This is a genomic window from Pelomicrobium sp. P1 (genome assembly GCF_052805615.1).
Window position 1 is genome coordinate 31,854 of sequence record NZ_JBRBEM010000009.1, and the last position, 25,418, is coordinate 57,271.

Consider the following 25,418-nt stretch of genomic DNA (forward strand, 5'->3'; position numbering starts at 1 on the left):
GGGGATGATTCCCCGCGAGCAGGTTGCCGCCACGGGATGGCATGGAGCGCTCACGTTGCGCTACGACAGGGATGGCCCGCGCACGCGGCTGGTGGAGCGCGCCCACTCGGGTCCCTTGGCGGTCCAGAAGCCGTTCTACCCGGAAGGAGAAGCCGTCTGCCACACAGTGCCACTGCACCCGCCCGCAGGACTGGCTGGAGGCGACCGGCTGGATCTCTGCGTACAGTTGATGTCGGGCGCCCATGCGCTCCTCACCACCCCCGGAGCCAACAAGTGGTACCGTTCCGCGGGTCCAGAAGCGGCTCAGCGGCTGCGCTTCGACGTGGAAGATGATGCAACGCTGGAATGGCTGCCCCAAGAGACCATTGTGTTCGATCAAGCGCGTGCTGTCATGCATTGCGACGTGCATCTAAAGGAGCGCAGCCGCTACATCGGCTGGGAGATCCTGTGCCTGGGACGCACGGCGCGAGGCGAGCGTTTCTCCCGCGGCACCGTGAAGCTCAGCACCCGGCTGTGGCGCAACGGGCGACCCTTGTGGCTGGAACAAGGAATTCTGGCGGGTGGCGGACCGGTACTGACATCGCCGGCGGGCCTCGCCGGCCAGCCGGTCTGCGGCACGCTGCTCGCGGTCGCCGATCACATCCCGCCGGAGCTGCTGGAGCGCTGCCGAGACGTGGCGCCGGCGCAAGGCTGCGCGGGCGGCATCACTGCGCTCCCGGGGCTGCTGGTGGCGCGCTTTCTCGGTCCGAGCGGGCAGGCTGCGCGCCGGTATTTCGGCCAGTTGTGGGCATTGATCCGCCCGGCTCTGTGCGGGCGGGCGGCGTGTCCGCCGCGGATCTGGAACACTTGATCATCCAGGGACCGCACGGCAGGACTTAATGCGGGAGGAAATCGCATGGAGCTGACACCGAGAGAGAAAGACAAACTGTTGGTCTTCACGGCAGCGCTTCTGGCCGAGCGGCGCAAGGCCCGGGGACTGAAGCTCAATTACCCGGAAGCGGTCGCTTACCTCAGCGCTGCCATCATGGAAGGCGCTCGCGACGGCCGGAGCGTGGCCGAGCTCATGCGCTGGGGCGCCACCCTGCTCAAGCGCGAGGACGTGATGGAAGGCGTGGCCGAGATGATCCCCGAGATCCAGGTAGAAGCCACTTTCCCCGACGGCACCAAGCTGGTCACCGTCCACAATCCGATCGTTTGAAAACGGAGCGTCCGATGATTCCCGGCGAAATCCACGTGCAGCCCGGCGAAATCGAGTTGAACGCGGGCCGCGCCACGGTCACCCTGGAGGTGGCGAATACCGGCGACCGGCCCATCCAGGTCGGGTCCCATTATCACTTCTTCGAGACCAACGAGGCGCTGAGGTTCGATCGCCAAGCGGCGTACGGCTTCCGGCTCAACATCCCCGCCGGCACCGCAGTACGGTTCGAGCCTGGTCAGAGCCGTACCGTGGAGCTGGTGGCCCTGGGCGGTGAGCGGAAAGTGTACGGGTTCGCCGGCAAAGTGATGGGGAGACTGAGATGAGCGCCCAGATCTCCCGTCAAGCGTATGCCGAGATGTTCGGACCCACCGTGGGCGACCGTGTCCGCCTGGCGGACACGGAGCTCTGGATCGAAGTGGAAAGGGACTTCACCGTATACGGCGAAGAGGTCAAATTCGGCGGCGGCAAGGTCATCCGCGACGGCATGGGCCAGAGCCCGCGCACCGCTGGCGAGGTCGCCGACACGGTGATCACCAACGCCCTGATCGTGGACCACTGGGGCATCGTCAAGGCGGACATCGGCATCAAGGGCGGACGCATCGCTGGCATCGGCAAGGCGGGCAATCCCGACATCCAGCCCGGCGTGGACATCGTCATCGGGCCGGCGACCGAGATCATCGCCGGCGAAGGCATGATCGTAACAGCAGGCGGCGTCGACGCCCACATTCACTTCATCTGCCCCCAGCAGATCGAAGAGGCATTGATGTCCGGCATCACCACCATGATCGGCGGCGGCACGGGGCCCGCGACCGGCACCAAGGCCACCACCTGCACCCCTGGCCCCTGGCATATCCGATCGATGTTGGCCGCGGCGGAAGCCTTTCCCGTGAACCTGGGCTTTCTCGGCAAGGGCAACGCCAGCCTGCCGGAGCCGCTCAAGGAACAGGTGCGGGCCGGCGCCATGGGGCTGAAGCTCCACGAGGATTGGGGGACCACGCCGGCGGCCATCGACAACTGCCTGAACGTCGCCGACGAAATGGACATTCAGGTGGCGATCCACACCGATACGCTCAATGAATCCGGCTTTGTCGAGACCACCCTGCGCGCGTTCAAGGGGCGTACTATCCATACCTACCACACCGAGGGGGCCGGGGGCGGCCACGCGCCGGATATCATTCGCGCCTGCGGCGAGCCCAACGTGCTGCCCTCCTCCACCAACCCAACGCGGCCGTACACGGTCAACACCGTCGACGAGCATCTGGACATGCTCATGGTGTGCCACCACCTGGATCCCAGCATCGCCGAAGACGTGGCGTTCGCCGAATCCCGCATTCGCCGCGAGACCATCGCGGCAGAGGACATTCTCCACGATCTCGGGGCCTTCAGCATGATCTCGTCCGACTCCCAGGCCATGGGCCGGGTGGGCGAGGTGATTCAGCGCACCTGGCAGACGGCCCACAAGATGAAGGTGCAGCGCGGCTGGCTTGCGCCCCCTGGCCCTCGCCTCCACCCCCTTTCCCAGGAAGCGATGAAAACGTCTGACCCTGCGGTGCAGGAAAATCCCAGGAATGACAACTTTCGCGTCAAGCGATACGTGGCCAAGTACACCATCAATCCGGCCATCACCCATGGCATCGCCCACTTGGTGGGCTCCGTGGAAAAAGGCAAGCTCGCCGACCTGGTGCTGTGGCGGCCAGCCTTCTTCGGCGTCAAGCCGGCATTGGTGCTCAAAGGCGGCATGATCGCGGCGGCCGCCATGGGAGATCCCAATGCGTCCATTCCCACCCCGCAACCGGTGCACTACCGGCCCATGTTCGCCGCCTTCGGTGCCGCGCTGCGCACCTCGGTCACCTTCGTGTCACAAGCGGCGCTGGACGACCCACAACTGCGTGCGCTCGGGTTAAGGAAGCCTCTGGAGCCCGTGCGCGGCACCCGCACCCTCAGCAAACGGGACATGATCCACAATGATTACGCGCCCAGGGTCGAAGTGGATCCGGAAACCTATGAGGTACGCGCAGACGGGGAGCTCCTCGTCTGCGAGCCGGCGCACGTGCTGCCCATGGCGCAGCGATACTTTTTATTCTGAAAGCATGCTCGTGATCGAACGGCGCTACGAGGGTCCCGAGCCTCCCACCGAGCGGCTGGTGCTGCCGTTCGAACTGCGCTGCAGAAGCCGCTTGCGCACGCGCCTGGAAACCGGCGAAGAAGCGGGCCTGTTCCTTGAGCCCGGCACGGTGCTGCGCGGTGGTGACCGGCTGCTCGGGAATGACGGGCGCGTGGTGGAAGTGGTGGCGGCCCCCGAGCGGCTCATGGAAGCCCGCAGTGAGGATCCGGCGCAATTGGCCCGCCTGGCCTATCACCTCGGCAATCGCCATGTGGCTGTAGAAGTGGGGCCGCAATGGCTACGCTTTGCGGCCGACGCGGTGCTCGAACAAATGCTCGTGGGTCTCGGCGCCCGGGTGACGGAAGTGGTGGCGCCGTTTGAGCCCGAGGGTGGCGCCTACCGCCACGGACACGGCCACGGAAAGGGCCGGCCCGCGATTCATCATTTCGAATGACGATGACCGCGAGATATGGTGCCTCTCTATCCAGGTTATTGCAGCTGGCGAGCCCCGCGTTGCCAGTGGGCGGGTACACCTACTCCCAGGGGCTGGAATGGGCCGTGGCCGAGGGAACGGTGCACGACGAGCAAAGCGCCGGCCGTTGGGTTGCGGACCTGCTGGAATTTGTCGTGGGCTCTTTCGAAGCGCCCCTGCTGGCGCGACTCATGACCGCCTGGAGAGCCCGCGACGATCGAGCCGCAGCCGAGCTGAATGCCTGGTTCGTGGCGAGCCGCGAAACGGCGGAGTTGCGGGCGGAGACGCTGCAGATGGGCTATTCCCTGGTGCGCCTCGTCCGAGAGCTCGACGCCTTCGACGAGGCCGAGCTGGCGAGGCTCGAGTCCATCCCCGAGCCGGCGTACCCGACGGCCTGGGGATGGGTGGCGGCCGCGTGGGGATTGCCCACCTTTGAAGCCGTGGCTGCCTACCTTTGGGCGTGGGCTGAAAACCAAGTCATGGTGGCGATCAAGACGGTGCCGCTGGGGCAGAGCGCCGGCCAGCGGCTGCTGCTCGCGTTGGGCACGCGCATCGAAGAAGTCGCGCGCCGATCGATCCGGCTGGACGACCACGCTTTCAGCAACTTCGCCCCGGCCTTCGCCCTCGCCAGCTGCCGCCACGAGACCCAATACAGCCGGTTGTTCAGATCTTGAGGAGGTCACCCCATGAGCCGCAATCAGCCTCTGCGCGTCGGCATCGGCGGCCCGGTAGGCTCCGGCAAGACCGCGCTCACCCTCGCCCTGTGCCGCGCCCTTCGGGACCGCTACGAGATCGCGGTCGTGACCAACGACATCTACACGAAGGAGGACGCCCAGTTCCTGGTGCGCCACGAGGCGCTTGCCCCCGAGCGGATCATCGGCGTGGAGACGGGCGGCTGCCCTCATACCGCGATCCGCGAGGACGCCTCCATCAACCTGGAGGCGGTGGCCCGACTCAGTCACGCTTTCCCGGCGCTGGACATCGTGTTCGTGGAAAGCGGCGGCGACAACCTGGCGGCCACCTTCAGCCCGGAACTCTCCGACCTGACCCTGTACGTGATCGACGTGGCCGCAGGCGACAAGATCCCACGCAAGGGCGGGCCTGGAATCACCAGGTCGGATCTGCTGATCATCAACAAGATCGACCTCGCGCCGCTCGTGGGGGCGTCGCTGGAAGTGATGGCGCAGGATGCGCGCCGCATGCGCGGTCCGAGGCCCTTCGTCTTCAGCAACTTGAAGACCGGTCAGGGCCTTGAGGCCATCATTGCGTTTATCGAGACCCACGGCATGCTGACGCCCCGTTCTGCCCCGACTCAACCGACACCTTGATTTTTCTTTTCTTCTTGGAGGCCAGCGAATGACGTCCAAAAACTTTCTGACACTCATCGTCCTGTTCACGATCAGCGGCCTTGGCGGAATCGCCATCGCCCACACGGGCCATGACGAGCTCGCGTCTTTCAGCGTCGGCTTCCTGCACCCGGTCCTCGGCCTGGACCATATGGTAGCCATGGTGGCCGTGGGGGTTTGGGCCGCCCAGCTCGGTTCTCGGGGAAGGCCGCGGCTTCTGGCTTGGTTTCTTGCGGCGACGCTCGGTGGCTGGCTCATCGGAGCGTGGGGAATCCCGCTGCCGGGCACAGAGGCCGGCGTTGCGCTCTCCAGCGTAGTGCTCGGCCTATTGATTCTGCACGCGGTCCAGCCACCTACTGCCTTCGCCAGCGCTATCGCCGCGACGTTCGCCATCATTCATGGCTATGCCCATGGGGTGAAAATGCCGGTGGCTGGGGATGCTCTAGCGTACGTCGCCGGCTTTATGCTGGCGAGCGTCCTATTGATTGGCATGGGTATTGGCATGGCCTGGGTAGGAAGCGCTCAAGCAGGACGGCTGCGGATGCTGCTGCCGTTGGCGGGAGCCTCTGCCACCACTGCAGGCTTGGTGTTTCTGCTCGCCGTCTTCTAGACCGCCGAACCGGCAAGGTCAGAGCCATCCCTGAGATAGGCTGGCCACCCCTAGGAAGGACAGAAACCCCACCACGTCAGTCACGGCGGTGAGGAAGATGGTGGAGGATTGGGCCGGATCCTGTCCCAGGCGAGTGAGCAGGATAGGGATCGACGCCCCTGCGAGTCCGGCAGCCACCATGGACACCACCATGGCCGCGGCGATGACCGCCACCAGCCCGGGGGAACCGCTCCACAGGTACACCCCCAAGGCGCAGGTGGCCGCCACCGCCAGGCCGTTCAGGAGCCCCACCCGGATCTCCTTGAACACCACCCACGAAAGATGCCGCGGGCTGATCTCCCGCAGGGCCAGCCCGCGCATGGTGACCGCCAGGGCCTGGCCGCCTGCGTTGCCCGACTGACCCGCCACCACGGGCATCAACACCGCCAGGGCAGTGACCTTGGCGATGGTGTCCTCGAACAGCCCCACCACCGAGGCGGCCAGGAAGGCGGTGGCCAGGTTGACGTGCAACCAGGGCAGGCGCTTCACCACGGCGAAGGACACCTTCGACAGGGCCCGCTCGTCCTTGCTCGCCCCCACCATGGTCTGGATGTCCACGCTCACCTCCTCCTGGAGCGCCGTGACCAGGGCGCCCTGGTGGATCACACCGATCAGGCGCCCGGCCACGTTCACCACCGGCAGGGCCGGGACCCGGTGTTGCTCGATCCGCTCCACCACCTCCTCCCTGGGCGCCAGATCCAGCACCGCCGCCGTCACCGGGCGGGAGAGCTGGGCCAAGCTCTCCTCCGGCGGCGCCACCGCCAGGTCCTGCAGCTCCACCCGGCCGGCCAGATGCCCTTCCTCGTTCACGAGGAACAGCTCCCGCAGGGCCCGGGTTCGGCGGAATCCCCTCATCCGGGCAAGCGCTTCCGCCACAGTCATGTCAGCTCGGAAGCCCAACACCCGGGGATCCATGAGCCTGCCCGCCGAGTCGGGGGGATAAGCCATCAGCCGCTCCGCCAGCCGAGCCGCCGCCGGATCCATGTGGGCGAGCCAGTGGGTCCGGGCTTCCGCTTCCAGGTCCAATAGCAGCTCGGCGGCGAGCGGCGGGTCCATCTCCGAGAGAAGCCGCGCCACCGTGGCCTCGGGCAGCCGCTCCAGCAGCCGCTCCTGCACGTCCGCTGCCAACAGTTCCCACACCGGCACCACCAGGGCGGGGGGCTGGGCGGCGATCACCTCCGCCGCCTCCGCGGCGGGCATGGCCTCCAGGCGGCGAGCAGCCTCCCGGGGATAGTCCTTGAGATAGCGGCTCTCCAGAGCCGCTTCCGCTGGGAGTCGGGCGTCAGCGCTCATCGGATTTCCTCGTTCCGTCGATAGGTTGTATGGCGGGTAGGACTCCCACCACCATTTGGGCCAGGGCGGCCAGCACCTGCCAGTAGGCAGCGGCAAGCCCGGCGCCTAGGTGGCCTTCGGCGGCCTCCAAGGGCGGCTGCCGCGCCGGGTTGACCGCGCTCCGGTGCAATCGGCCCACGAGCCGATTGTCCCGCTCCACCACCGGCAGCGCGTGGAACTCGGCCCACCCGGAATGCTGCGCCACCGAGGCCAGAGTGGCGAGCGCCGACACCGCATGGACAGGGGGCCGCATCAGTTTCATCAAGGTGTCCCTCGGCGTCGCCTTGACCAGTACCGCCAGGGGCACGACCCCCAGTAAGCGCCGCTGTCCGTTAACCACGAGCAGGGCATCGCCCGGGTCCCCGTCGAAGGCGCGCACCTGCGCAAGCGCCTCCTCCGCCAGGGTACCGGGAGATGCCGTCGGGGGCCAGGGATCCATCGCCGCGCCACAGGTGCCGCGGGGATAGCCGATCAGCAGGCGCAGGGCCACCGCCGTGGCGACCGGCAGCGCCTGGAGCAGCCGGGCCTGGCGTTCACTCGAGAGCTGCTGGAGCAACCCGGCCGCTTCGTGGGGGCTGAGGCGCTCCACCAGGGCAACGGCGGTTTTGTCGTCCAGCAGCGCGAGCAGCCTCCCGCCGTAAAGGGGCGCCATATACCGAAGAAGCAGTGCGCCGAGCCGCGCCGGCAGCCGCGCCACAAAAGCAGCGCTTTCGGGCGCGGGCAGACCCTCTAGCACCCGGGCCGCATCCGCCGGATGCCCTTCCACAAAGGTTAGTGTGAGCCCGTTCACCTCAGGCTTCCCCACCCCGGTCGGTGAGCAGCACGATGGGCTCCTCGTTAAACACCTTGGCCGGAACGGTAATCCGGCCTTCCTCAGCATCGAGCACGATAGACACGGGGGTAAGATCCAGGATCGTCCCTTCCAGTCCGGCCACCCGGATGCGCTGCCCCACGCCGAAGGCCTGGCGCAGGTAGTGGGCGCCGATCAGGTTGGCCACGTAGGCCCGCGCCCCTAGGCTCACCGCGAGGGCCACGCCGCCGATCATGGCGGCCATCACCACGGCGGCCAGGATCACTAAGAAGGTAATCTTGACCCCGATCTGGTCGGCGCCGATCACCACGGCGGTCGTGAGAATGGTGATCTGGACGATGCGGGCGAGCAGCGCCCGCTGGGCTTCCGATAGGGTGGACAAAGTCGCCGCGGTCAGGTCCCGGGCGAGGCCCGACAGGAGCACGCCGGCCAGGATGATCAGGACCCCCGCTGCCAGGGTCGGCACGTAGGCCACCAGCCCCGCGAGCCAGGAGGAAAAAACGTCCAAGCCCAGCACGTGGGTGGCCGCGGCGGCGAAGAAGAGGATCACCACCCAGAACAGGACGCTGCCCACCCCTTCCGCCGTGGCGGAGGGGATGCGGGGCGGCTCGACTCCGCGGGTCCGGGACAGCCGGTAAAGCAACAGCTCCAGCACGCCGATCAGCCGCACCGCCCCTCCCCGCAGGAGGCGGGCCGCGAGCCAGCCCGCCAACAGGAGCGCTACCGCGCCGAGAAGGTTAGGCGCGGTACTGGCGAGACGCTCCCCCACCTGCAGGAAGGCGTTCTCCAGGGACGCGCCGAGTCTCTCCCACGCCGTCATGGGTTTTCCCTCCCTCTTAAGCAACCCGGAGGTTCCCGGTTCTAGTGCCGGACCGCATGCACCACGCCAGGCACCTCCCTCACCAGGGCGAGCAGGCGCTTCAGCTGTTCCAGGTTGGCAACGCGCAGGGTGAAGAACATGTGCGCCACGGAGCCCCGGGTGTGGGTGTTGGCCGCGGTGATGTTGATCCGCTCCCGGGCCACCACCTCGTAGATGTCCCGCAGCAGGCCCGGCCGGTCGTTCGCTTCCACCACCACGTCGGTCTCGAAGGTCATGCCCTCGCGCACCCGCCAGGCGGCGTCCATCACCCGGTCGGGATGGCGCTCGATCAGCTTGGCGAGGGTGGCGCAGCCCCGCCGGTGGACCGACACCCCGCGGCCGCGGGTCACGTAACCGAGGATCGGGTCGGGGGGCGCCGGCCGGCAGCAGCGGGCGAAAACGGTGAGCAGATCCCCCACCCCGCCCACCAGGATGCCCGTGGCGGAAGGGGCGGCCTGGGGCCGCGGCCCCAGCGCTTCTTCCGGCGCCGCCGGGGCGGTTTTTTCCCCCAGGGCCTGGGCCAGGGCCCGGTGGTTCACGTCCCCCCGGGCCACCGCCGCGAAGAGGTCCTCCACCTTGGAGAAATGGAGCCGCTGGGCCACCTGCTCCAGGCCCATGGCCGCCAGGCCCCGGCGGGAGAGCTCCCGCTCCACGATCGCCCGGCCCTCGGCCAGGGTCTGGGCCAGCTCCTGGCTCTTGAAATACTGGCGCACCTTGGCCCGGGCGCGGGGGCTGCGGAGGTAGCCCAGCTCGGGATTCAGCCAGTCCCGGGACGGCCCGCCCTGCTTGGCGGCGATGATCTCCACCCGCTGGCCGTTCTCCAGGCGATAGGTGAGGGGCACGATGGCCCCATTCACCCGGGCGCCGCGGCAGCGGTGCCCCAGGTCGGTGTGCACGGCGTAGGCGAAATCCACCGGAGTCGAGCCCCGGGGCAAGTCGATTACCCGCCCCTGGGGGGTGAGCACGTAGACCGTGTCCTGGAAGAGGGCGGTCTTGAACTGCTCGGCCAGCTCCGCGCTGTCGGCGAGCTCCTCCTTCCACTCCAGGAGTTGCCGCACCCAGGCGATCTTGTCGTCGTAGCGGGGATCCTCCCGCCCGCCTTCCTTGTAGCGCCAGTGGGCGGCCACCCCGAGCTCCGAGTGCTGGTGCATCTCGAAGGTGCGGATCTGCACTTCCAACGCCTTGCCCTCCGGGCCGATGACGGCGGTATGGAGCGAGCGGTAGTGGTTGCCCTTGGGCTTGGCGATGTAGTCGTCGAACTCCTTGGGGATCGGCGTCCACAGGTTGTGCACTACCCCCAGCGCCGTGTAGCAGTCCTTCACCTCCTTCACCAGGATGCGCACCGCCCGGGCGTCGTAGATCTCCTCGAAAGGCACCCGCTTGCGGCGCATTTTTTTGACGATGCTGTAAATGTGCTTGGGCCGCCCGGTGATCTCGGCCTGGACCCCGGCGCGGGCCAGCTCCTCCTTGAGGGCCGCGACCACGCGCCCGATGTAGCGTTCCCGATCCACCCGCCGCTCGTCGAGCTGGGCGGCGATTTTCCTGTAGAGAGCGGGCTCCAGGAGGGAGAAGGCCCGGTCCTCCAGCTCCCACTTGAGCTGCCACACCCCGAGCCGGTTGGCCAGCGGGGCGAAGATATCCAGCGTCTCCCGGGCGATCGCCCGGGCAGCTTCGTCGGGGGTCTCCGACATCGCCAGGGCCCGCAGGGTCTGGAGCTGGTCAGCCAGCTTGATCAGCACCACCCGCAGGTCCTCCACCATGGCGAGCAGCATCTTGCGCAGGGCTTCTGCCTGCCCCTGCTGGGCGGCGGTGCCGGAAAGGGCGTGGATCTGGCCCATGCGGGCGACCCCTTCCGTGAGCCGGGCGATGGCGGGGGAGAACTCCGCCGCGAGCCTTTCCGCGGCGTTTTCCAGCCGGCCGTGGGCGTCCATGAGGAGCGCCGCCGCCAGGGCGTCCGAGTCGAGCCGCAACAGGTTGAGGATCTCCATGACCCCCAGCGCGTGCTCCAGCAGCCCTTCCCCGGTCGGCCGTCGGGCGTCGCCGTAGAGGGCTCGCGCCTTCTCCAGCGCCCGGCCGAGCAGCGCTGCCTCGGAAGCGCCGAGCCGAGGAAGCACCGCGGTCATCGCGGCGGGAAGCCGCGCCTCGAGCGCGGCGGAGTTCGGTGCGCTGGTCAAAATCACGGAATTCATTATGACACGAAGGCTTTGCCCGGGCGGGCCGGGCACGGTCGCGAGCTAGATCCCTCAGCGCTCGGCAGCGTGCCAGTAGCGCCGCGACACCTGGCGATGGGCGACGATCTCCATGCCGGGCTGCGGCCCGAAGTGCGCCCGCACCGCCCCGTCCCGGTCGCTGCGGAAAGCCGCCGCACCGAGCGCCCGGTAACGCTCCACCACGTCGGGGCGGGGATGGCGGAAAGGATTGCGATAGCCTGCCGTGAACACCACCGTCTCGGGTCGGGTAGCGGCCACGAACGCAGGCGACGAGGAGCCGCCGCTGCCGTGGTGGGGCGCGATGAGCAGGGTGACGTCGAGCCCCGGGCCATAGGCTTGCACTAGGCGCCGTTCGACGGCCCGCCCGATGTCCCCCGGCAGCAGCACACTGCCGCCAGCGGCGGCGATGCGGAGCACGCAGCTCAGGGCGTTGTCGTCTCGGCGCGGATCGGCGTAGTCCGAGGTCTCAGGGCTCAAGAACTCGAAGCGCACCCCGTCCCAGTCCCAGCCTTCCCCCGCCCGGCAGACGCGATGCTCGGAGGCGGCGCCCCGGAGGGGATGGCCCTCGGGCAGGGACGACCACATCCGGGCGACGGGCAGCGCCGCCAGCACCGAACGAGTTCCCCCCGCGTGGTCCGCGTCGTCGTGGCTTACGACCAGGGCGTCCAGGCGCCGGATCCCCTCCCCCCGCAGGAAAGGCACCACCACTCGCTCGCCGCTGTCCGCGTCCGGTCCGAAGGCGGGTCCAGTGTCGTACACCAGGGCGTGGTTCTCCGTGCGCGCCACCACCGCCAGCCCCTGGCCCACGTCCAGCACGTCCACCCACAGCTCCCCGGGACCGGGCCGCGGCGCGGCCGTAAGCCCCAGGGGCAGGAGCAGCACCACCCCCACCCAGCGGGCGGGAAAACCCTTGGGGAGCAGGAGCCACAACAGCCCGGCGACGGCCAGGGGTACGCTCCACCCGGGCGGTGCGTGCTGCTGCCACACCGCGGCCGGCAACGCGGCGAACCAGGCCAGCGCCGCGCCGCCGGCCGCCATGGCCTCATGGGCGGCGATGAGCAAGAAGTCCAGGGGAAGGAGCGCCCCCGCCAAGGTGAGGGGCACCACCCCCAGGCTCACCAGGGGAATCGCCAGGGCGTTGGCGATGGGGGAGATCACCGAGAACTGCTGGAAAAGGGCGAGGAGCAGGGGCAGGAGCGCCAGGGTCACCGCGCCCTGAATGCGCGCCCATTGGACGAGGCGCGGCGGCGTCCCGATGCGGCCCGAAGCCACGTAGAAGATGGCGGCCACGGCGCCGAAGGAAAGCCAGAACCCGGGGGACAGGACGGCCCAGGGGTCCAGGGCCATGACCACGAACAGGGCGGCCGCCAGGACCCGGGAAGGGGACTCGACCCGCCCGGTCCAGAGGGCCAGGGCCACCACCGCCAGCATGTAGAAGGTCCTCTGGGTGGGCACCGCGAAGCCGGCCAGCAAGGCGTAGGCGAGGGCCGCGGCGGCGCCCGCCGCGATCCCCGCCTTCGCCGCCGGCAGCCGCAGAGCGAGCCCGGGTACGCGCCGCCACAGGGCCCGGACCAGGCCAAACACCAGGCCCGAGACCAGGGTGACGTGCAATCCGGAAATGCTCATGAGATGGTTCACCCCGGTGCGGGTGAAGACCTCCCACTGGCTGCGGGGGATCGCGTCCTGGTCGCCGATGGCAAGGGCGACGATCACGCCGGCGTAGGGGCGAACCCCGAGTACCCCGTACAGGCGCTCCCGTACCGCTTCCCGGGCCCGCAGCACCCGGGACGAGGGCCCGCCGTCCACGCCGAGCCGGGCGCTCGGCAAGCGTTCCCGCACGGTGCCGGTGGCGCGGACCCCCCGCTCCAGGAGCCAGGCCTCGTAGTCGAACCCGTGGGGGTTGGCCGTGCCGTGGGGACGACGCAGCCGGACGGTGAAACGCCAGCGCTCCCCGCCCCTGACGGGCGGGACCCAGGCCCCGTCCTCGTTCTCCCGCCGGGGCCAGGTGAGGAGGAGCCGCGCCGGTACCTCGGCCTCCGCCGGGAACCGGTCTCGCACCTGGAACTCGAACCGGGTGCCGTACTCCAGTCGCCGCGGCAAGCTCGCCACCACGCCTTCCACTTCCACGTCCCGGCCTTCCCACTCGGGAGCGAGGGCGTCCGCGAGCCGCAGGTCGGCGCGAAGCTGACCCCACAGAAAGCCGAGGACGAGGCCCGCCGCCGCGAGCCCCACGCTCCGCCGCCAGGGACACCGGCTCCCAGCGGCAGCCCAGCCCAAAGCGAAGGCCACGGGCGCGAGCCAAAGCCAGCGCCGGTCGGGAAGGGACGCCTGCTGCTGGAGCAGGAAAGTTCCCAAAAGAAAGGCGAGCACCGCGACGCGCACGGGCCGTCAATTTACCCGAAGTTGCGCCGCGCGGGACTTGTTCAGAGGTCCCTTAGTGTAAGATTGATCTTCGCCTCGCGCCCAGGGCCACGCTCCTTGTCCCGTCCGGCGCCGGCCTGCGGGTTCACGTGCATGCCCAGGAAATACTTTAGGAAATACCTACCGACGCTGGAAAGCGTCAAAGGCAACCGCTTCCTTTCGGTCTTCGGCAAGACCCTGCACCACCACAACCTGTGGCATCTCCACCGGCGCTCGGTGGCGGGCGGTGTCGCCGTAGGCCTCTTCTCGGGGCTCATTCCGGGTCCATTCCAGATGTTGGTCGCGGCGATCCTGGCGGCGATCCTGCGGGTGAATCTCCCAGTCGCCCTGCTGGCGACCCTCTACACCAATCCCTTCACCATCGTCCCCTTGTACTTGGCAGCCTACAAGCTGGGCACCCTGGTCACGGGCGGCGGCAACCGGGCGCTCCCCCTGGAGCCCCTAGAGTTTGGCCACGTGCCTTTCAAGGAATGGATCCCCGCCCTCGTCGACTGGACCGCCTCCCTGGGCAAGCCCCTGCTGATCGGCCTGCCGATGCTGGCGGTCCTGCTCGCTGGCCTGGGCTATTTCGCGGTCCTCGGGTCCTGGCGCCTTTACTACTCGATCCAGTGGCGCCGCCGCCGGGCCCGCTTCGCTCGCTCCGTCCCCCGCCACCCCTCCTGATCCCCATGACGCCCCTCTACTGGGAACAGGCCAAGCGGGAGCTGGCCGGCTCGGACCCGGTGATCCGCCGGCTCATCCGGCGCCACGACGGGCTGGCGCTGCGCCGGCGCAGCGACGCCTTCACCGCCCTCGCCCGCTCCATCGTCGGCCAGCAGATCTCGGTCAAGGCCGCGGAATCGGTGTGGCAGCGGCTCGCCGCCGCCTGCGGCGCCGTAAGCCCCCAGGCCCTGCTCCGGCTGGACGAGGAGGCGCTGCGCGCCTGCGGGCTATCCGCGCGCAAGGCGGACTATCTGCGGGACCTGGCGCGCCGCTTCAGCGACGGCTCCATTTCCCTGGAGGCATGGGAGCAACTGGAGGATGAGGCGCTCATCGGGGAACTTACCCAGCTGCGGGGAATCGGCCGCTGGACAGCGGAGATGTTCCTGATCTTCTACATGCTGCGCCCGGACGTGCTGCCCTTGGACGACATCGGGCTGCAGCGGGCCATGAGCCGGCACTACAACGACGAGCGACCCCTGTCCAAGCTCAAGATGCGCTCCATCGCCAGGCGCTGGATCCCGTGGCGCTCGGTGGCCACCTGGTACCTGTGGCGCAGCCTGGATCCGATTCCGGTGGAATACTAGAGCCCCATGACCCACGAAGAATTCGTCTCCGGCTACCGCAGCGGCGCGCTGCGAGTGAAAATCGATCGGGCCCTGGCGGAAAAGCTCCTGTCCCGCCGGCTGCTATTGCCCCTGGTGGCGCTGCCGGTCCTGGGAGCCGGGGTGGCCTTGGCGCTGATCGGCCAGCTGTGGCTCGGGATCCTGGTCTTCCTGGCGGGCTTCGTCGGACCGCGCCTCATCAAGCGCTCGGCACCCAATTTCGTGGTCACCCAGGCCCTCCAGGATGAAGCCTGGTACACCGAGGCGGTGCAGGCCGGCGTGCTGAAGATCGAGGACCCGGCCGAGGAGAAGGCAACAGAACAGCGGTAAATGGTTCGTCAACCATTTACCGTAGGCTCAATAAACGGCCTTCGCCGGTACCAGCACCCCTTCCTCCAGCCGGAGAACGCGCTGGGCGCCGGCCGCGATCTCCGGGTCGTGGGTAGCGATCACGTAGCTGGTCCCGAGCCGCTCGTTCAACTCCAGCATCAGGCGGAACACGCTGCGGGCGGTGTGGCGGTCCAGGTTACCGGTGGGCTCGTCCGCCAGCACGCACAGGGGCTCTGTCACCAGCGCCCGGGCCAGCGCCGCCCGCTGGCGCTCGCCCCCCGAGAGCTCCCCAGGGACGTGGTGCTGGCGCGCCGCCAGCCCCACCTGCTCCAGCATCCGCGCCGCCCGGGCAGCCGCCTCCTCCTTGGGCAGGCGGCGGATCAGGAGCGGCATGGCCACGTTTTCCAAGGCGGTGAATTCCGGCAACAGGTGATGGAACTGGTAGACGAAACCCAGGGTCCGGTTGCGGAGCCGATTGCGCTCCGCTTCGCTGATCGCGTGGATGTCCTGCCCCTGCACCCGCACCTCTCCCGCCGTGGGCGGGTCGAGCCCTCCGAGCAGATGCAGCAGGGTGCTCTTACCCGATCCCGACGCGCCGACGATGGCGAGGCGCTCGCCGGGCTCGACGGTCAGGTCCACCCCCAGCAGTACTTCCACTGCAGTGGGACCCTCCCCGTAGGTCTTGCGCAATCCCCGGCAGGCGATCACCGGCCTCGCCTCCTCCCGCGCCGGCGCCCCGGCCCGCGCGCCGCTCACCGGGGCCGTGCGGTCATTCATAGCGCAGCGCCTCCGCCGGGTTCACCCGGGAAGCCCTGAAACTCGGGTAGAGGGTGGCCAGCAGGCTCAGGGCGAGGGACACGCCGGCGATGGTGATCACGTCCTTCGATTGCAATTCCGACGGCAGCTCGCTGATCTGGTAGACGTCCTTGGCCAGGAACTGGACGCCGAACAGGCCCTCGATGAAGGGCACCACCACGTCCACGTTCCACGCCAGCAGCACCCCGCCCGCCACGCCCAGCAGGGTGCCGATCACGCCAATCAGGGAGCCCTGTACCATGAAGATGCGGGTGATGCTCCCGGGGGTCGCCCCCATGGTGCGCAGGATGGCGATGTCGGCCCGCTTGTCGGTCACCACCATCACCAGGGTGGAGACGATGTTGAACGCGGCCACCGCCACGATCAGGGTGAGGATGATGAACATGACGCGCTTTTCGATTTCCACCGCGCGGAAGAAGTTGCTGTGCTGGCGGGTCCAGTCGCTCACGTACAGGTCCCCGGGCAGGGTCGCCGAGAGCTCCCGCGCCCTCCGCGGCGCGGCGAACAGGTCGTCGAGCTTGAGCCGCACGCCCGAAACGGCGCCGCCCAACTGGAACAGGGCCTGGGCATCGGCCAGGTGCACCAGGGCGAAGCCGCTGTCGTATTCGTACATGCCCACTTCGAACACGCCCGCCACGGTGAACTGCTTGAGCCGGGGCAGGATGCCGGCCGGGGTCACCATCCCCTGGGGCACCACCAGCACCACCTTGTCTCCCGGGAAGACGCCCAGGATGCGGGCCAGGTCGATTCCCAGCACGATCCCGAACCCGCCGGGCTCGAGGGCCTCGAGGCTGCCCGAGCGCATGTGGTGTCCCACGTCGGCGACCCGGGATTCCGCCGCCGGGTCGATGCCCCGCACCACCACCCCCTGCACCCGGCTCTGGTGGGTAAGCATGCCTTGCCCGAGCACGTAGGGCGCGGCGGCCAGCACGCCGGGATGTTTGAGCGCCTGAGCCTCTACCTCCCGCCAGTCCCGCAGCACGTTACCCGGGCCCGAGATCTGGACGTGGGAAACCACCCCCAGGATGCGGGCCCGCAGCTCCTTCTGGAATCCGTTCATCACCGAGAGCACCACGATCAACGCCGCCACCCCCAGGGCGATGCCGGCCATGGAGATGAGGGAGATGAAGGAGATGAAATGGTTGCGGCGCTTGGCGCGGGTATAGCGCAGGCCGACGAAGACTTCGTAAGGTTGCAATTCAGGCCGTCGCTTTCGAAGGAAGGCGGGCCAGAGTCTGCCACATTCTTCCGGTGCACGCACCCCGGGCCGCCCGCCGGGAAGAGGAGCTCCTCCGAGGAGCCGGTGTACAATGCCCCCTCCAACCGCGCCGCGCGGTCCTTGTGCCCCCGTGATCGTCCATCTGCTGGTTCCCCACCTTCTTGACCTTCTTGATTTCGACGCCTCGGACCCCTCGCCGTTCGCAGATCTTTCCCTCGAGGGCCTGGAGCGGCTCCTGTCCCGGGGCCGGTGGCAGCCGGCCGAGCCCGCAAGCCCGGAAATCTGGCTATGCCGAGCGTTCGGCGTCGAGCGCCAGCAGGACTGGCCGGTCGCCCCCCTCACCCTGGCGCTGGACGAGGGCGCGCCGGGCGGCGCCTACTGGCTGCGGGCCGATCCGGTCCATCTTCAGGTCGAGCGGGATCGGGTGCTGCTCGCCGACAGCGGCGCGTTCGAAGTGAATCAGGCGGAAGCCGCCGCCCTCACCGACACCCTGAACCGGCATTTCGCCGAGGAAGGGCTCGCCTTCTACCCCATGCGGCCCGACCGGTGGTACCTGCGCCTGCCCGCCGTCCCCCGGCTCCAGACCCGGCTCATCGCCGAGGCGATCGGGCGGGACGTGGACGCTTTTCAGCTCACGGGCGAAGACGCGCCCCGCTGGCAGCGCCGGCTGACCGAGATTCAGATGCTACTCCATGAGCATCCCGTCAATCTCCGGCGGGAGGCGGAAGGGCGGCCGCCGATCAACAGCGTCTGGCTGTGGGGGGGCGGGCGCGAGGTCCCCGCACCCCGGCCCGTCTTCAGCACCGTGTACGCCCGCGACGTCCTGGCGCTCGCCCTCGCCCGGGCCGCCGGCGTTGCGGCGCGCGCCCTCCCCCCTTCGGCCCGGGAATTCTTCGCCGGCCCTCGGGAGGAGGGTGAGGTGCTGGTGGTCCTGGACCGCCTCCGGGGCGCGGTCCAGTACGGGGACGTCCAAGGCTGGCGGGAGGGCCTCGCCGCCCTGGAAGGGCAGTGGTTTGCTCCCCTGGAAGCCGCCCTCGGCGCGAAGCGCTTCGAGCGCCTGGTGGTGACCCCGGTTCCCGCCCCCGTGCAAGTCCAGGTCCGGGCTTCGGACCTGCGCCGTTTCTGGCGAAGGAAGCGACCGTTGCCCGTGTGGGCGGCGAGAAGCCGGGGAGGCTGACCGTGCCCCGGCTCATCTCCCGGGAAGTCCCCTCCGACGCCGAGCAGGCTCTGAGGGGAGCGGGAATCCATCCCGTGCTGGCCCGGCTTGCCGCGGCCCGGGGCGTCGCGGCGCCGGAGGAGCTTTCCGCCCGCTTCGCCGCCCTGCTCCCCTACGACGGGCTGCGCCAGGTGAGGGAGGCGGCCCGGCTCCTGGCGGAGGCGATCCAGGCGGGCAAGCGGCTCCTGATCGTGGCCGACTACGACGCGGACGGCGCCACCGCCTGCGCGGTGGGGCTGCGAGCGCTCAAGGCCTTCGGCGCCCGGGTGGATTACTTGGTGCCCAACCGTTTCGAGACGGGCTACGGCCTCAGCCCTGAGATCGTGGAACTGGCCGCTCACCTGAAGCGCCCGGACCTCCTCATCACCGTGGACAACGGCATCGCCGCCGTGGAAGCGGTGGAGGCGGCCCGCCGGCTGGGGATGGAGGTGGTGATCACCGACCACCACCTGCCCGGGCCCGTCCTGCCCCGGGCGGCGGCCATCGTCAACCCCAACCAGCCCCAATGCCCCTTTCCCAGCAAGGCCCTGGCCGGCGTCGGCGTCCTGTTCTACCTGATGCTGGCTTTGCGGGCGGAGCTGCGCGCCCGCGGAGCCTTCGCCCGGACGCCCGAGCCCAACTTGGCCCGGCTCTTGCCCCTGGTGGCCCTCGGCACCGTGGCCGACGTGGTGAAGCTGGATCACAACAACCGCATCCTAGTGCACCAGGGGCTCGCGCGCATCCGGGCCCTGGACGCGCCCCCCGGTGTGCTGGCCCTGTTCCAGGCCGCGGGGCGCGACCCGCGCCGGGCGAGCGCCTACGACCTGGGCTTCTGCCTGGGCCCGCGCCTGAACGCCGCGGGACGGCTCGCCGACATGAGCTTAGGGATCGAGTGCCTCACCACCGACGACCCGGTCCGGGCCGAGGCCATCGCCGCGGAGCTGGACCGGCTCAACGCGGCGCGCCGGGACATCGAGGCGGACATGCACGAGGCGGCCCTGGAACGTCTGGAAGACTTCGACCCCGGAAGCCGCTGGAGCCTCGCTCTCTACGAACCCTCCTGGCACCAGGGGGTGATCGGCATCCTCGCCGCGCGGCTCAAGGAACGCTTCCATCGCCCCGTGATCGCTTTCGCACCGGGGCAGGCCGGCGAGCTCAAGGGTTCCGGCCGCTCCATCCCGGGCCTCAACCTGCGGGACGCCTTGGATCTCGTGGCCAAGCGCCGGCCCGGGTTGATCGTCCGCTTCGGTGGCCACGCCGCCGCGGCGGGCCTGACCCTGCCGGCGGAGGGGCTAGAGGCGTTTCGCGAGGCCTTCGAAACTTGCGCGCGGGAGCTGCTCACCGAGGCTGACTTGGAACAGATCCTGGAGACGGACGGCCCCCTCGATCCCCGGGACGTCGACCTGGAGCTCGCCCGGCTCCTCGCCCGGCACGTCTGGGGCCAGGGGTTTCCGGAGCCCCTGTTCGACGACTGCTTCCTGGTGGAATCCCAGCGGGTGGTGGCGGGCCGTCATCTCAAACTCAGGCTTGCCAAGGCGGGCGCCCGATTCGACGCCATGCTGTTCTTCCACGCCGGGGAGCTGCCCTCCCGCATTCGCGCCGCCTACCGGCTGGAGGTCAACGAGTTCAACGGCGAGGAGCGGGTGCAGCTCACGATCCGGCACTGGGAGCCGGCCTGAGCCTGTCCTATTGAGGCTCCAGTAAATGGTTGACGAACCATTTACCGCCGAGCGTCGTCAAGCCTTTTTAGGACGCTCGGTAGCGGCCGCGCGACGTTATAATTTGTCATTTTACAGAATCTTCCGCCCATGGACGCCGAAACCCTCAACGACATCGAGCAATCCCTGGAAGACCTGGCCCGGCGCACCTCCGAACTGCGGAGGTATCTTTGACTACGATGCCAAGAAAACGCGCCTGGCCGAAGTCGTGCGCCTGAGCGAGGACCCGGCGGTCTGGAACGACCCCCGCCGCGCCCAGGAGCTGGGACGCGAGCGCAAGGCCCTGGAATCGGTGGTGCTTCGCCTTTCGCGCCTCGGGCAAGAGCTCAAGGACGCCGGGGAGCTCTTCGCCCTGGCGCGGGAAGAACGGGACGAGGCAACCCTCGCCGCGGTCGCCGCCGACGCGAAGCGCCTGGAGAAGCAGGTGGCGGAGATGGAATTTCACCGCATGTTCTCCAACCCCATGGATCCGAACAACTGCTTCATCGACATCCAGGCCGGTTCCGGCGGCACGGAGGCCCAGGACTGGGCCCAGATGCTGGAGCGCATGTACCTCAAGTACTGCGAGCGCAAGGGCTTCGACGTGGAAGTGCTGGAGGAATCGCCGGGGGAGGTAGCGGGCATCAAGAGCGCCACCCTGAAGGTGACAGGCGACTACGCCTACGGGTGGCTGCGCACCGAGACGGGAGTGCACCGTCTGGTGAGAAAGTCCCCTTTCGACGCCAACGCCCGGCGGCACACCTCCTTCGCCAGCGTCTTCGTCTACCCGGAGGTGGACGACTCCATCCAGGTGGAGATCAACCCGGCGGACCTGCGCATCGACACCTACCGGGCGAGCGGCGCCGGCGGCCAGCACGTGAACCGCACCGACTCGGCGGTGCGCATCACCCATCTCCCCACCGGCATTGTGGTCCAGTGCCAGAACGACCGCTCCCAGCACCGCAACCGGGCCGAGGCCATGGCCATGCTGAAGGCCCGGCTCTACGAGCTGGAGCTGCGTAAGCGGGAGGCGGAGCGGCAGAAGCTGGAGGAATCCAAGACCGACATCGGCTGGGGCCACCAGATCCGCTCCTATGTCCTCGACCAGTCCCGCATCAAGGACTTGCGCACCGGCGTGGAGATCGGCAACACCCAGGCGGTGCTGGACGGGGACCTGGACGAATTCATCACCGCGAGCCTCAAGCAGGGGGTGTGACTGGCAGGTCCTGGCCGGATCCGGAAGGCCCACTCCCGGGCTTATTGCGCAGCGCGCGAACGGGGGGAGCCTTGCGACACGTTTTGGCTTTTGTGTCACAATCAAACTCCTCGGGAGGAACGCATGAAAACGCTCACCGTCCGCGAGGCCCGGGAAGCTCTGAGTCATCCCGAACGGTTGTTCGCTGACCACGACGAAGTCCTGGTCGTTCGTCGCGGGAAACCGATCGTTCGCATTCTGCCCGCAACCCCGAAGCGCAAGGTGCGCTCGCTCGCGAAATTTCGGGCCGGCCAACGCATGCAGCAGGTGCCGAGCGAGGCCGTCATCGGCCAAGATCGCGAAGAAAGCGGTCGATGATCTATGTGGACACCAGCGCGCTCATGAAGCGCTATATCGCAGAGCCCCAGAGCGCGCCTTTCGACGCCTTCTTCATCGCCCACGCGCCGGTGGCCGCCAGCCGCCTGACGCTGGTGGAGATGCGCTGCGGCCTGGCGCGGCGGCGCCGCGCAGGACATATCGACCGGCGCTTGGAAAAGCGCGCCCTGGAGGAAATACGCACCGACATCCAGGATGGCGCCATCGTCCTTTATCCCGTCAGCGACGCTTCCGTGGCGGATGCCTTCCATCTGCTCGGTCGCGTCGCGAATACGCCGCTGCGAACCCTAGACGTGCTGCACCTTTCCCTGGCCGAGTCCCTGGGCGCCTCCGGTTTCGCGACTTCCGACAGAAATCAGGCCGAGGCGGCGCGCGCCCTCGGCTTTCGGGTGACGACCTTTTTCTGACCGGACACCTCCCATGACCGGCAACACTTCCGAAACCATGCCGCTGGAAGAAAACCAGATCATCGCCGAGCGCCGGGCCAAGCTCGCCGAGCTGCGCCGCCGGGGCCCGGCCTTTCCCAACGATTTCCGCCGCGACGCCCTGGCCGCCGATCTCCACGGAAAGTACGGCGCGATGAGCAACGAGGCGCTGGAGCCCCAGGCCGTCCAGGTGGCAGTGGCGGGCCGCATGATGTTGAAGCGCCTCATGGGCAAAGCGGCCTTCGCCACGCTCCAGGACATGAGCGGCCGGATCCAGATCTACGTCACCGTCAACGATGTGGGCGCCGAGCAACTGGAAGCGTTCAAGCACTGGGACCTGGGGGACATCCTGGGGGCACGGGGTACCCTCTTCAAGACCAAGACCGGGGAGCTCACGGTGAAGGCGCAGGAGCTCAGGCTCCTCGCCAAGGCGCTGCGCCCGCTGCCGGAAAAGTTCCACGGTCTCGCCGACCAGGAACAGAGGTACCGGCAGCGCTACCTGGACCTGATCACCAACCCGGAAGCGCGGCAGGTGTTCGTCACCCGCACCCGGGTGGTCCAGGCCCTGCGGGAGTTCCTGAACGCCCGGGGCTACCTGGAAGTGGAAACGCCCATGATGCACCCGATCCCCGGCGGGGCCGCGGCCCGCCCCTTCGTGACCCACCACAACGCCCTGGACATGGAGCTCTACCTGCGCGTCGCCCCCGAGCTCTACCTCAAGCGGCTGGTGGTGGGAGGGTTCGAGAAGGTGTACGAGATCAACCGCAACTTCCGTAACGAGGGGATCTCCACCCGCCACAACCCCGAGTTCACCATGCTGGAGTTCTACGAGGCCTACCAGGACTACCGCTTCCTCATGGGCTTCACCGAGGAGATGCTGCGGGAGGTGGCGCTCCAGGTGCTGGGAACCACGCGGCTCACCTACGAGGGCCGGGAAATCGATCTCGCCAGGCCCTTCGCCCGCTACACCATCCTGGAGGCGATCCAGGCGTTCCACCCCGAGTACACCGATGCCCGGCTCGCCGACCGGGCCTTCCTCGTCAAGGAGCTCGAACGGCTCCAGGCGCCCTACAAGCCCCAGGACGGCCTCGAAGGGCTGCAGCTCAGCCTGTTCGAGGAAACCACCGAGCGCCTGCTGTTCGAGCCCACCTTCATCCTGGACTATCCCGCGGAGGTCTCGCCGCTCGCCCGCCGCAGCGACGCCAACCCGGAGGTGGCCGAGCGCTTCGAGCTCTACATCGCGGGCCGCGAGATCGCCAACGGCTTCTCGGAGCTGAACGATCCGGAAGACCAGGCCGAGCGCTTTCTCGCCCAGGCGCGGGCCAAGGCGGCGGGGGACCTGGAGGCCATGCACTTCGACGCCGACTATATCCGCGCCCTGGAATATGGGCTTCCGCCCACGGCGGGCGAGGGCATCGGGGTCGACCGCCTAGTGATGCTCTTCACCGATCGCCCCAGCATCCGGGACGTGATTCTCTTTCCCCAACTCAAACCCCAGTAGCCTCGACGATTCTCCCGACGCGCGTAAATCTTGCCCTATACCGTCAGCGGGCGTTGCGCCTTGCCTCGTATTCATCGGCACGAGCGACGAAATCCCTATCCTTGAAGCGAGCGTGGCAGCTGCGACAGGCACTCAAATCTCCTGCCGCGGGTCTTCCGTCCGGCTCATAGTTCGCATAGACCCACTCCCCCGTACGCAGCTCGGGCGGCACTTGCTCGCCCCAGCCAAAACCCTTGCCCATGACGAAGATCTTGGTCAAGGCGCCCTTTTCGAGTTTGCCAGCGGCGTCCCGTACGGGTTTTCCATCCGATCCCACCCGCACCGAATAAAGCTCCATCACGAGCACCGTGCCATAGGGGAAAGGCCGGGTGGAACGGCTTCCCTGGCTATTGATATAGATGTCCCGCACTTGTTTAAGGTCGGGTCGCTCCACAGCGAGCAGCTTCACAGGCCAGGCTCGGTAGCCGACGGGCAGTTCAAGCTCTCCGTCCCGCCGCGACTCGTTGGGGAACGCCACGTCCGCAAAAAACAGACTTGACGATAGCCATCCACAAAATAGAAATAGAGCCTTGCGCATTTAGGCCTTCCTCCCAAAACCCCCGCGACGGCCAGAGAAAACGCGGGTCTGCGGGGGGATGAGGTTGTAAAGAAGATCTCTATGCCTTGATCCGGCGCGGTCTTTCTGCCCCTGGCAGGGAAGCGAGGGCTCGGAGCTTTATTTACCGACGATGTCCGGTTTCATCGCCGCCAAAGCCGCCAGGAGCTCGTTTTTCTCTTTCTCGGGGACGCGGAACTTGTCGAGGCTTTTGACCAGATCCTCCACCAAGGCGTTGAAATGGGCCTCCGTGATTCCCATCCCGGCATGGGCTTCCTTCATACTCTTACCCGTGTATTTACAAGGCCCACCGCTAGCTTCGCAGATTTGGTCCACGAGCATTCTCTTCAGCCGGGGAATATCGGCGTTGGCAAAAAAGCCGTTGATGCGGGCATCGGCGGCCACATTGCCGATGAAGTCATCCACCACCGCCTGAATCGCGGGCTTGCCGCCAAGACGCTCGTAGAGAGACTTCCCGGACTTCCCGGTCGCGGCGCTCTGGGCCGCGGTACAGGCGGTCAACACGGCCACCAGACCGAAGACCAAGAACGAACGGCGGAAACGAGTTTTCATGATGGCGCTCCTTTTTAGATTGCATCGTACGGGACATCCCGCACTGGCTAATACGCAAGAAGCGCGATTACAGATTCACTCCATGGCCATCAGGGTCGCCTGATAGAGCACCGGACCCGTGGGCGCTCCAGTGGGAGACCCTCCTTTCGGCTCCAGGCTGACCGCCACGGCCTTGGCCTGGTAAAGAGCGCGTTGGGCAGCCGGAGAAAGGGCCAGCGCTCCGCTGCCACTGGGCGGGAGCAGGCCCGCCGAGACAGGGGCCCCCTCGCCCTGGGGAATCAGCCATAGTTCGAAAGACCGATCGGGGCTCAGGGCCTGGGGCTGAAGCGCGGTAAAGCGCAGGGAAGGGGCTGCGCCGGGCTGGGCCCCCAGGATCACGAGCCAGGCAGGCTGATTCTGGGCGCCGGTCAACACCGCCACCGCAGGACGGGCGGGCTCTACCGCCGGCTCCCGCCCGAGCTGGATGCCCAGCATCACGGCAACCAAGGCCGCGGCCGCTGCGAAGGCGCGCCACAGCACTAGCCGGTTCCACCAGGCTTCAGGCGCTGGCCGTGCTGGGGCGATGCGGGCTCGGATCGCCCGCCATACCCGCTCGGGAGGTTTGACCGGAGGCACCGATTCAGCCAGCGTGTTGAGTTTCATTTCCCAATCCTCCACGAGCCGGCGCAGTGCCGGGTCGTCGAGCAGCAGGTGTTCGAAGCGCCGCCGAGCGCGACCCCGAAGGGTGCCGAGCACATATTCGCCCGCCAGCAGCTGCCTCAACCGTGGAT

At 68.1% G+C, this 25,418-nt stretch carries 27 protein-coding genes; 17 read left to right on the top strand and 10 right to left on the bottom strand.

The annotated features are described in order from the left end of the window. The first annotated feature begins 4 nt into the window (after window positions 1-4). The 8 genes from ACUVYZ_RS10060 to ACUVYZ_RS10095 are packed head-to-tail and all read left to right on the top strand — an operon-like array spanning window position 5 to window position 5,730. A complete protein-coding gene (locus ACUVYZ_RS10060; protein ID WP_439934418.1) occupies window positions 5-850 on the top strand; it encodes an urease accessory protein UreD in 846 nt (281 codons plus the stop codon). Between the two features lie 45 nt (window positions 851-895). Further along, window positions 896-1,198, top strand: a complete 303-nt coding sequence (gene ureA, locus ACUVYZ_RS10065; RefSeq protein WP_147799866.1) for an urease subunit gamma — start codon at window positions 896-898, stop codon at window positions 1,196-1,198. Window positions 1,199-1,212: 14 nt separating this feature from the next. Next, window positions 1,213-1,521: an urease subunit beta gene (locus ACUVYZ_RS10070; RefSeq protein WP_439934417.1), complete on the top strand. Its 309-nt coding sequence runs from the start codon at window positions 1,213-1,215 to the stop codon at window positions 1,519-1,521. Continuing rightward, on the top strand, window positions 1,518-3,284 hold the full coding sequence (gene ureC / locus ACUVYZ_RS10075) for an urease subunit alpha (protein ID WP_439934416.1): 1,767 nt from the start codon (window positions 1,518-1,520) through the stop codon (window positions 3,282-3,284). The genes ACUVYZ_RS10070 and ureC overlap by 4 nt, the downstream gene beginning before the upstream one ends. 4 nt (window positions 3,285-3,288) lie before the next feature. Next, on the top strand, window positions 3,289-3,756 hold the full coding sequence (gene ureE, locus ACUVYZ_RS10080; RefSeq protein WP_439934415.1) for an urease accessory protein UreE: 468 nt from the start codon (window positions 3,289-3,291) through the stop codon (window positions 3,754-3,756). 2 nt (window positions 3,757-3,758) lie between these two features. Next, window positions 3,759-4,448: an urease accessory protein UreF gene (locus tag ACUVYZ_RS10085; protein ID WP_439934414.1), complete on the top strand. Its 690-nt coding sequence runs from the start codon at window positions 3,759-3,761 to the stop codon at window positions 4,446-4,448. 12 nt (window positions 4,449-4,460) lie between these two features. Continuing rightward, window positions 4,461-5,102, top strand: a complete 642-nt coding sequence (gene ureG / locus ACUVYZ_RS10090) for an urease accessory protein UreG (protein ID WP_439934413.1) — start codon at window positions 4,461-4,463, stop codon at window positions 5,100-5,102. Window positions 5,103-5,130: 28 nt separating this feature from the next. Continuing rightward, window positions 5,131-5,730, top strand: coding sequence for a HupE/UreJ family protein (locus ACUVYZ_RS10095; protein WP_439934412.1), 600 nt, complete (start codon window positions 5,131-5,133; stop codon window positions 5,728-5,730). Window positions 5,731-5,748: 18 nt separating this feature from the next. On the opposite strand, the gene mgtE is transcribed toward ACUVYZ_RS10095, so the two are convergent. Genes mgtE through ACUVYZ_RS10120 form a run of 5 tightly spaced genes read right to left on the bottom strand, consistent with a single transcriptional unit; the run spans window position 5,749 to window position 13,363 of the window. Next, entirely contained in the window at window positions 5,749-7,062 is a 1,314-nt protein-coding gene (gene mgtE / locus ACUVYZ_RS10100) for a magnesium transporter (protein ID WP_439934411.1), read from the bottom strand. Beyond that, window positions 7,052-7,891 (bottom strand): magnesium transporter MgtE N-terminal domain-containing protein, encoded by an 840-nt coding sequence (locus tag ACUVYZ_RS10105; RefSeq protein ID WP_439934410.1) that lies wholly within the window; start codon window positions 7,889-7,891, stop codon window positions 7,052-7,054. The genes mgtE and ACUVYZ_RS10105 overlap by 11 nt, the downstream gene beginning before the upstream one ends. Before the next feature lies 1 nt (window position 7,892). Beyond that, complete coding sequence (locus ACUVYZ_RS10110) at window positions 7,893-8,732, bottom strand: mechanosensitive ion channel family protein (protein WP_439934409.1); 840 nt, start codon at window positions 8,730-8,732, stop codon at window positions 7,893-7,895. A 41-nt stretch (window positions 8,733-8,773) separates the two neighbouring features. Continuing rightward, the gene (locus ACUVYZ_RS10115) at window positions 8,774-10,960 is read right to left on the bottom strand and encodes a RelA/SpoT family protein (RefSeq protein ID WP_439934408.1); all 2,187 of its coding nucleotides are present in this window, start codon (window positions 10,958-10,960) and stop codon (window positions 8,774-8,776) included. 54 nt (window positions 10,961-11,014) lie between these two features. Beyond that, a complete protein-coding gene (locus tag ACUVYZ_RS10120) occupies window positions 11,015-13,363 on the bottom strand; it encodes a DNA internalization-related competence protein ComEC/Rec2 (RefSeq protein WP_439934407.1) in 2,349 nt (782 codons plus the stop codon). 132 nt (window positions 13,364-13,495) lie between these two features. On the opposite strand from ACUVYZ_RS10120, the gene ACUVYZ_RS10125 reads away from it, so the two are divergent. Genes ACUVYZ_RS10125 through ACUVYZ_RS10135 form a run of 3 tightly spaced genes read left to right on the top strand, consistent with a single transcriptional unit; the run spans window position 13,496 to window position 15,036 of the window. After that, the gene (locus tag ACUVYZ_RS10125) at window positions 13,496-14,065 is read left to right on the top strand and encodes a DUF2062 domain-containing protein (protein WP_439934406.1); all 570 of its coding nucleotides are present in this window, start codon (window positions 13,496-13,498) and stop codon (window positions 14,063-14,065) included. 5 nt (window positions 14,066-14,070) lie between these two features. After that, complete coding sequence (locus ACUVYZ_RS10130; protein WP_439934405.1) at window positions 14,071-14,688, top strand: DNA-3-methyladenine glycosylase family protein; 618 nt, start codon at window positions 14,071-14,073, stop codon at window positions 14,686-14,688. A gap of 6 nt (window positions 14,689-14,694) precedes the next feature. Beyond that, window positions 14,695-15,036 (top strand): hypothetical protein, encoded by a 342-nt coding sequence (locus ACUVYZ_RS10135; protein ID WP_439934404.1) that lies wholly within the window; start codon window positions 14,695-14,697, stop codon window positions 15,034-15,036. A gap of 27 nt (window positions 15,037-15,063) precedes the next feature. Here the strand turns inward: ACUVYZ_RS10135 and lolD are convergent, their stop codons facing one another. Beyond that, entirely contained in the window at window positions 15,064-15,813 is a 750-nt protein-coding gene (gene lolD / locus ACUVYZ_RS10140; protein WP_439934403.1) for a lipoprotein-releasing ABC transporter ATP-binding protein LolD, read from the bottom strand. Then, window positions 15,806-17,050, bottom strand: coding sequence for a lipoprotein-releasing ABC transporter permease subunit (locus ACUVYZ_RS10145; protein ID WP_439934402.1), 1,245 nt, complete (start codon window positions 17,048-17,050; stop codon window positions 15,806-15,808). The genes lolD and ACUVYZ_RS10145 overlap by 8 nt, the downstream gene beginning before the upstream one ends. A gap of 151 nt (window positions 17,051-17,201) precedes the next feature. On the opposite strand from ACUVYZ_RS10145, the gene ACUVYZ_RS10150 reads away from it, so the two are divergent. From ACUVYZ_RS10150 to lysS, 6 genes are all read left to right on the top strand, one after another. Beyond that, the gene (locus ACUVYZ_RS10150) at window positions 17,202-18,248 is read left to right on the top strand and encodes a phosphoglycerate mutase (RefSeq protein WP_439934401.1); all 1,047 of its coding nucleotides are present in this window, start codon (window positions 17,202-17,204) and stop codon (window positions 18,246-18,248) included. A gap of 2 nt (window positions 18,249-18,250) precedes the next feature. Further along, window positions 18,251-19,945, top strand: coding sequence for a single-stranded-DNA-specific exonuclease RecJ (gene recJ, locus ACUVYZ_RS10155; protein ID WP_439934400.1), 1,695 nt, complete (start codon window positions 18,251-18,253; stop codon window positions 19,943-19,945). A 129-nt stretch (window positions 19,946-20,074) separates the two neighbouring features. Next, window positions 20,075-21,179, top strand: a protein-coding gene (gene prfB / locus ACUVYZ_RS10160; protein WP_439934399.1) for a peptide chain release factor 2 whose coding sequence is annotated in 2 segments (ribosomal slippage) — window positions 20,075-20,155 and window positions 20,157-21,179 — 1,104 coding nt in all. Because the reading frame shifts where the segments join, the coding sequence is not laid out codon by codon here. 123 nt (window positions 21,180-21,302) lie between these two features. Further along, on the top strand, window positions 21,303-21,536 hold the full coding sequence (locus tag ACUVYZ_RS10165; protein ID WP_439934398.1) for a type II toxin-antitoxin system Phd/YefM family antitoxin: 234 nt from the start codon (window positions 21,303-21,305) through the stop codon (window positions 21,534-21,536). Beyond that, the gene (locus tag ACUVYZ_RS10170) at window positions 21,533-21,961 is read left to right on the top strand and encodes a type II toxin-antitoxin system VapC family toxin (RefSeq protein WP_439934397.1); all 429 of its coding nucleotides are present in this window, start codon (window positions 21,533-21,535) and stop codon (window positions 21,959-21,961) included. Before ACUVYZ_RS10165 ends, ACUVYZ_RS10170 begins: the two co-directional genes overlap by 4 nt. 13 nt (window positions 21,962-21,974) lie before the next feature. Continuing rightward, on the top strand, window positions 21,975-23,480 hold the full coding sequence (lysS, locus tag ACUVYZ_RS10175) for a lysine--tRNA ligase (RefSeq protein ID WP_439934396.1): 1,506 nt from the start codon (window positions 21,975-21,977) through the stop codon (window positions 23,478-23,480). A gap of 43 nt (window positions 23,481-23,523) precedes the next feature. Here the strand turns inward: lysS and ACUVYZ_RS10180 are convergent, their stop codons facing one another. From ACUVYZ_RS10180 to ACUVYZ_RS10190, 3 genes are all read right to left on the bottom strand, one after another. Next, entirely contained in the window at window positions 23,524-24,057 is a 534-nt protein-coding gene (locus ACUVYZ_RS10180) for a cytochrome P460 family protein (protein ID WP_439934395.1), read from the bottom strand. 138 nt (window positions 24,058-24,195) lie between these two features. Further along, complete coding sequence (locus ACUVYZ_RS10185; protein ID WP_446033059.1) at window positions 24,196-24,648, bottom strand: group I truncated hemoglobin; 453 nt, start codon at window positions 24,646-24,648, stop codon at window positions 24,196-24,198. A 75-nt stretch (window positions 24,649-24,723) separates the two neighbouring features. Next, complete coding sequence (locus ACUVYZ_RS10190) at window positions 24,724-25,410, bottom strand: anti-sigma factor (protein ID WP_439934393.1); 687 nt, start codon at window positions 25,408-25,410, stop codon at window positions 24,724-24,726. Window positions 25,411-25,418: the final 8 nt, after the last annotated feature.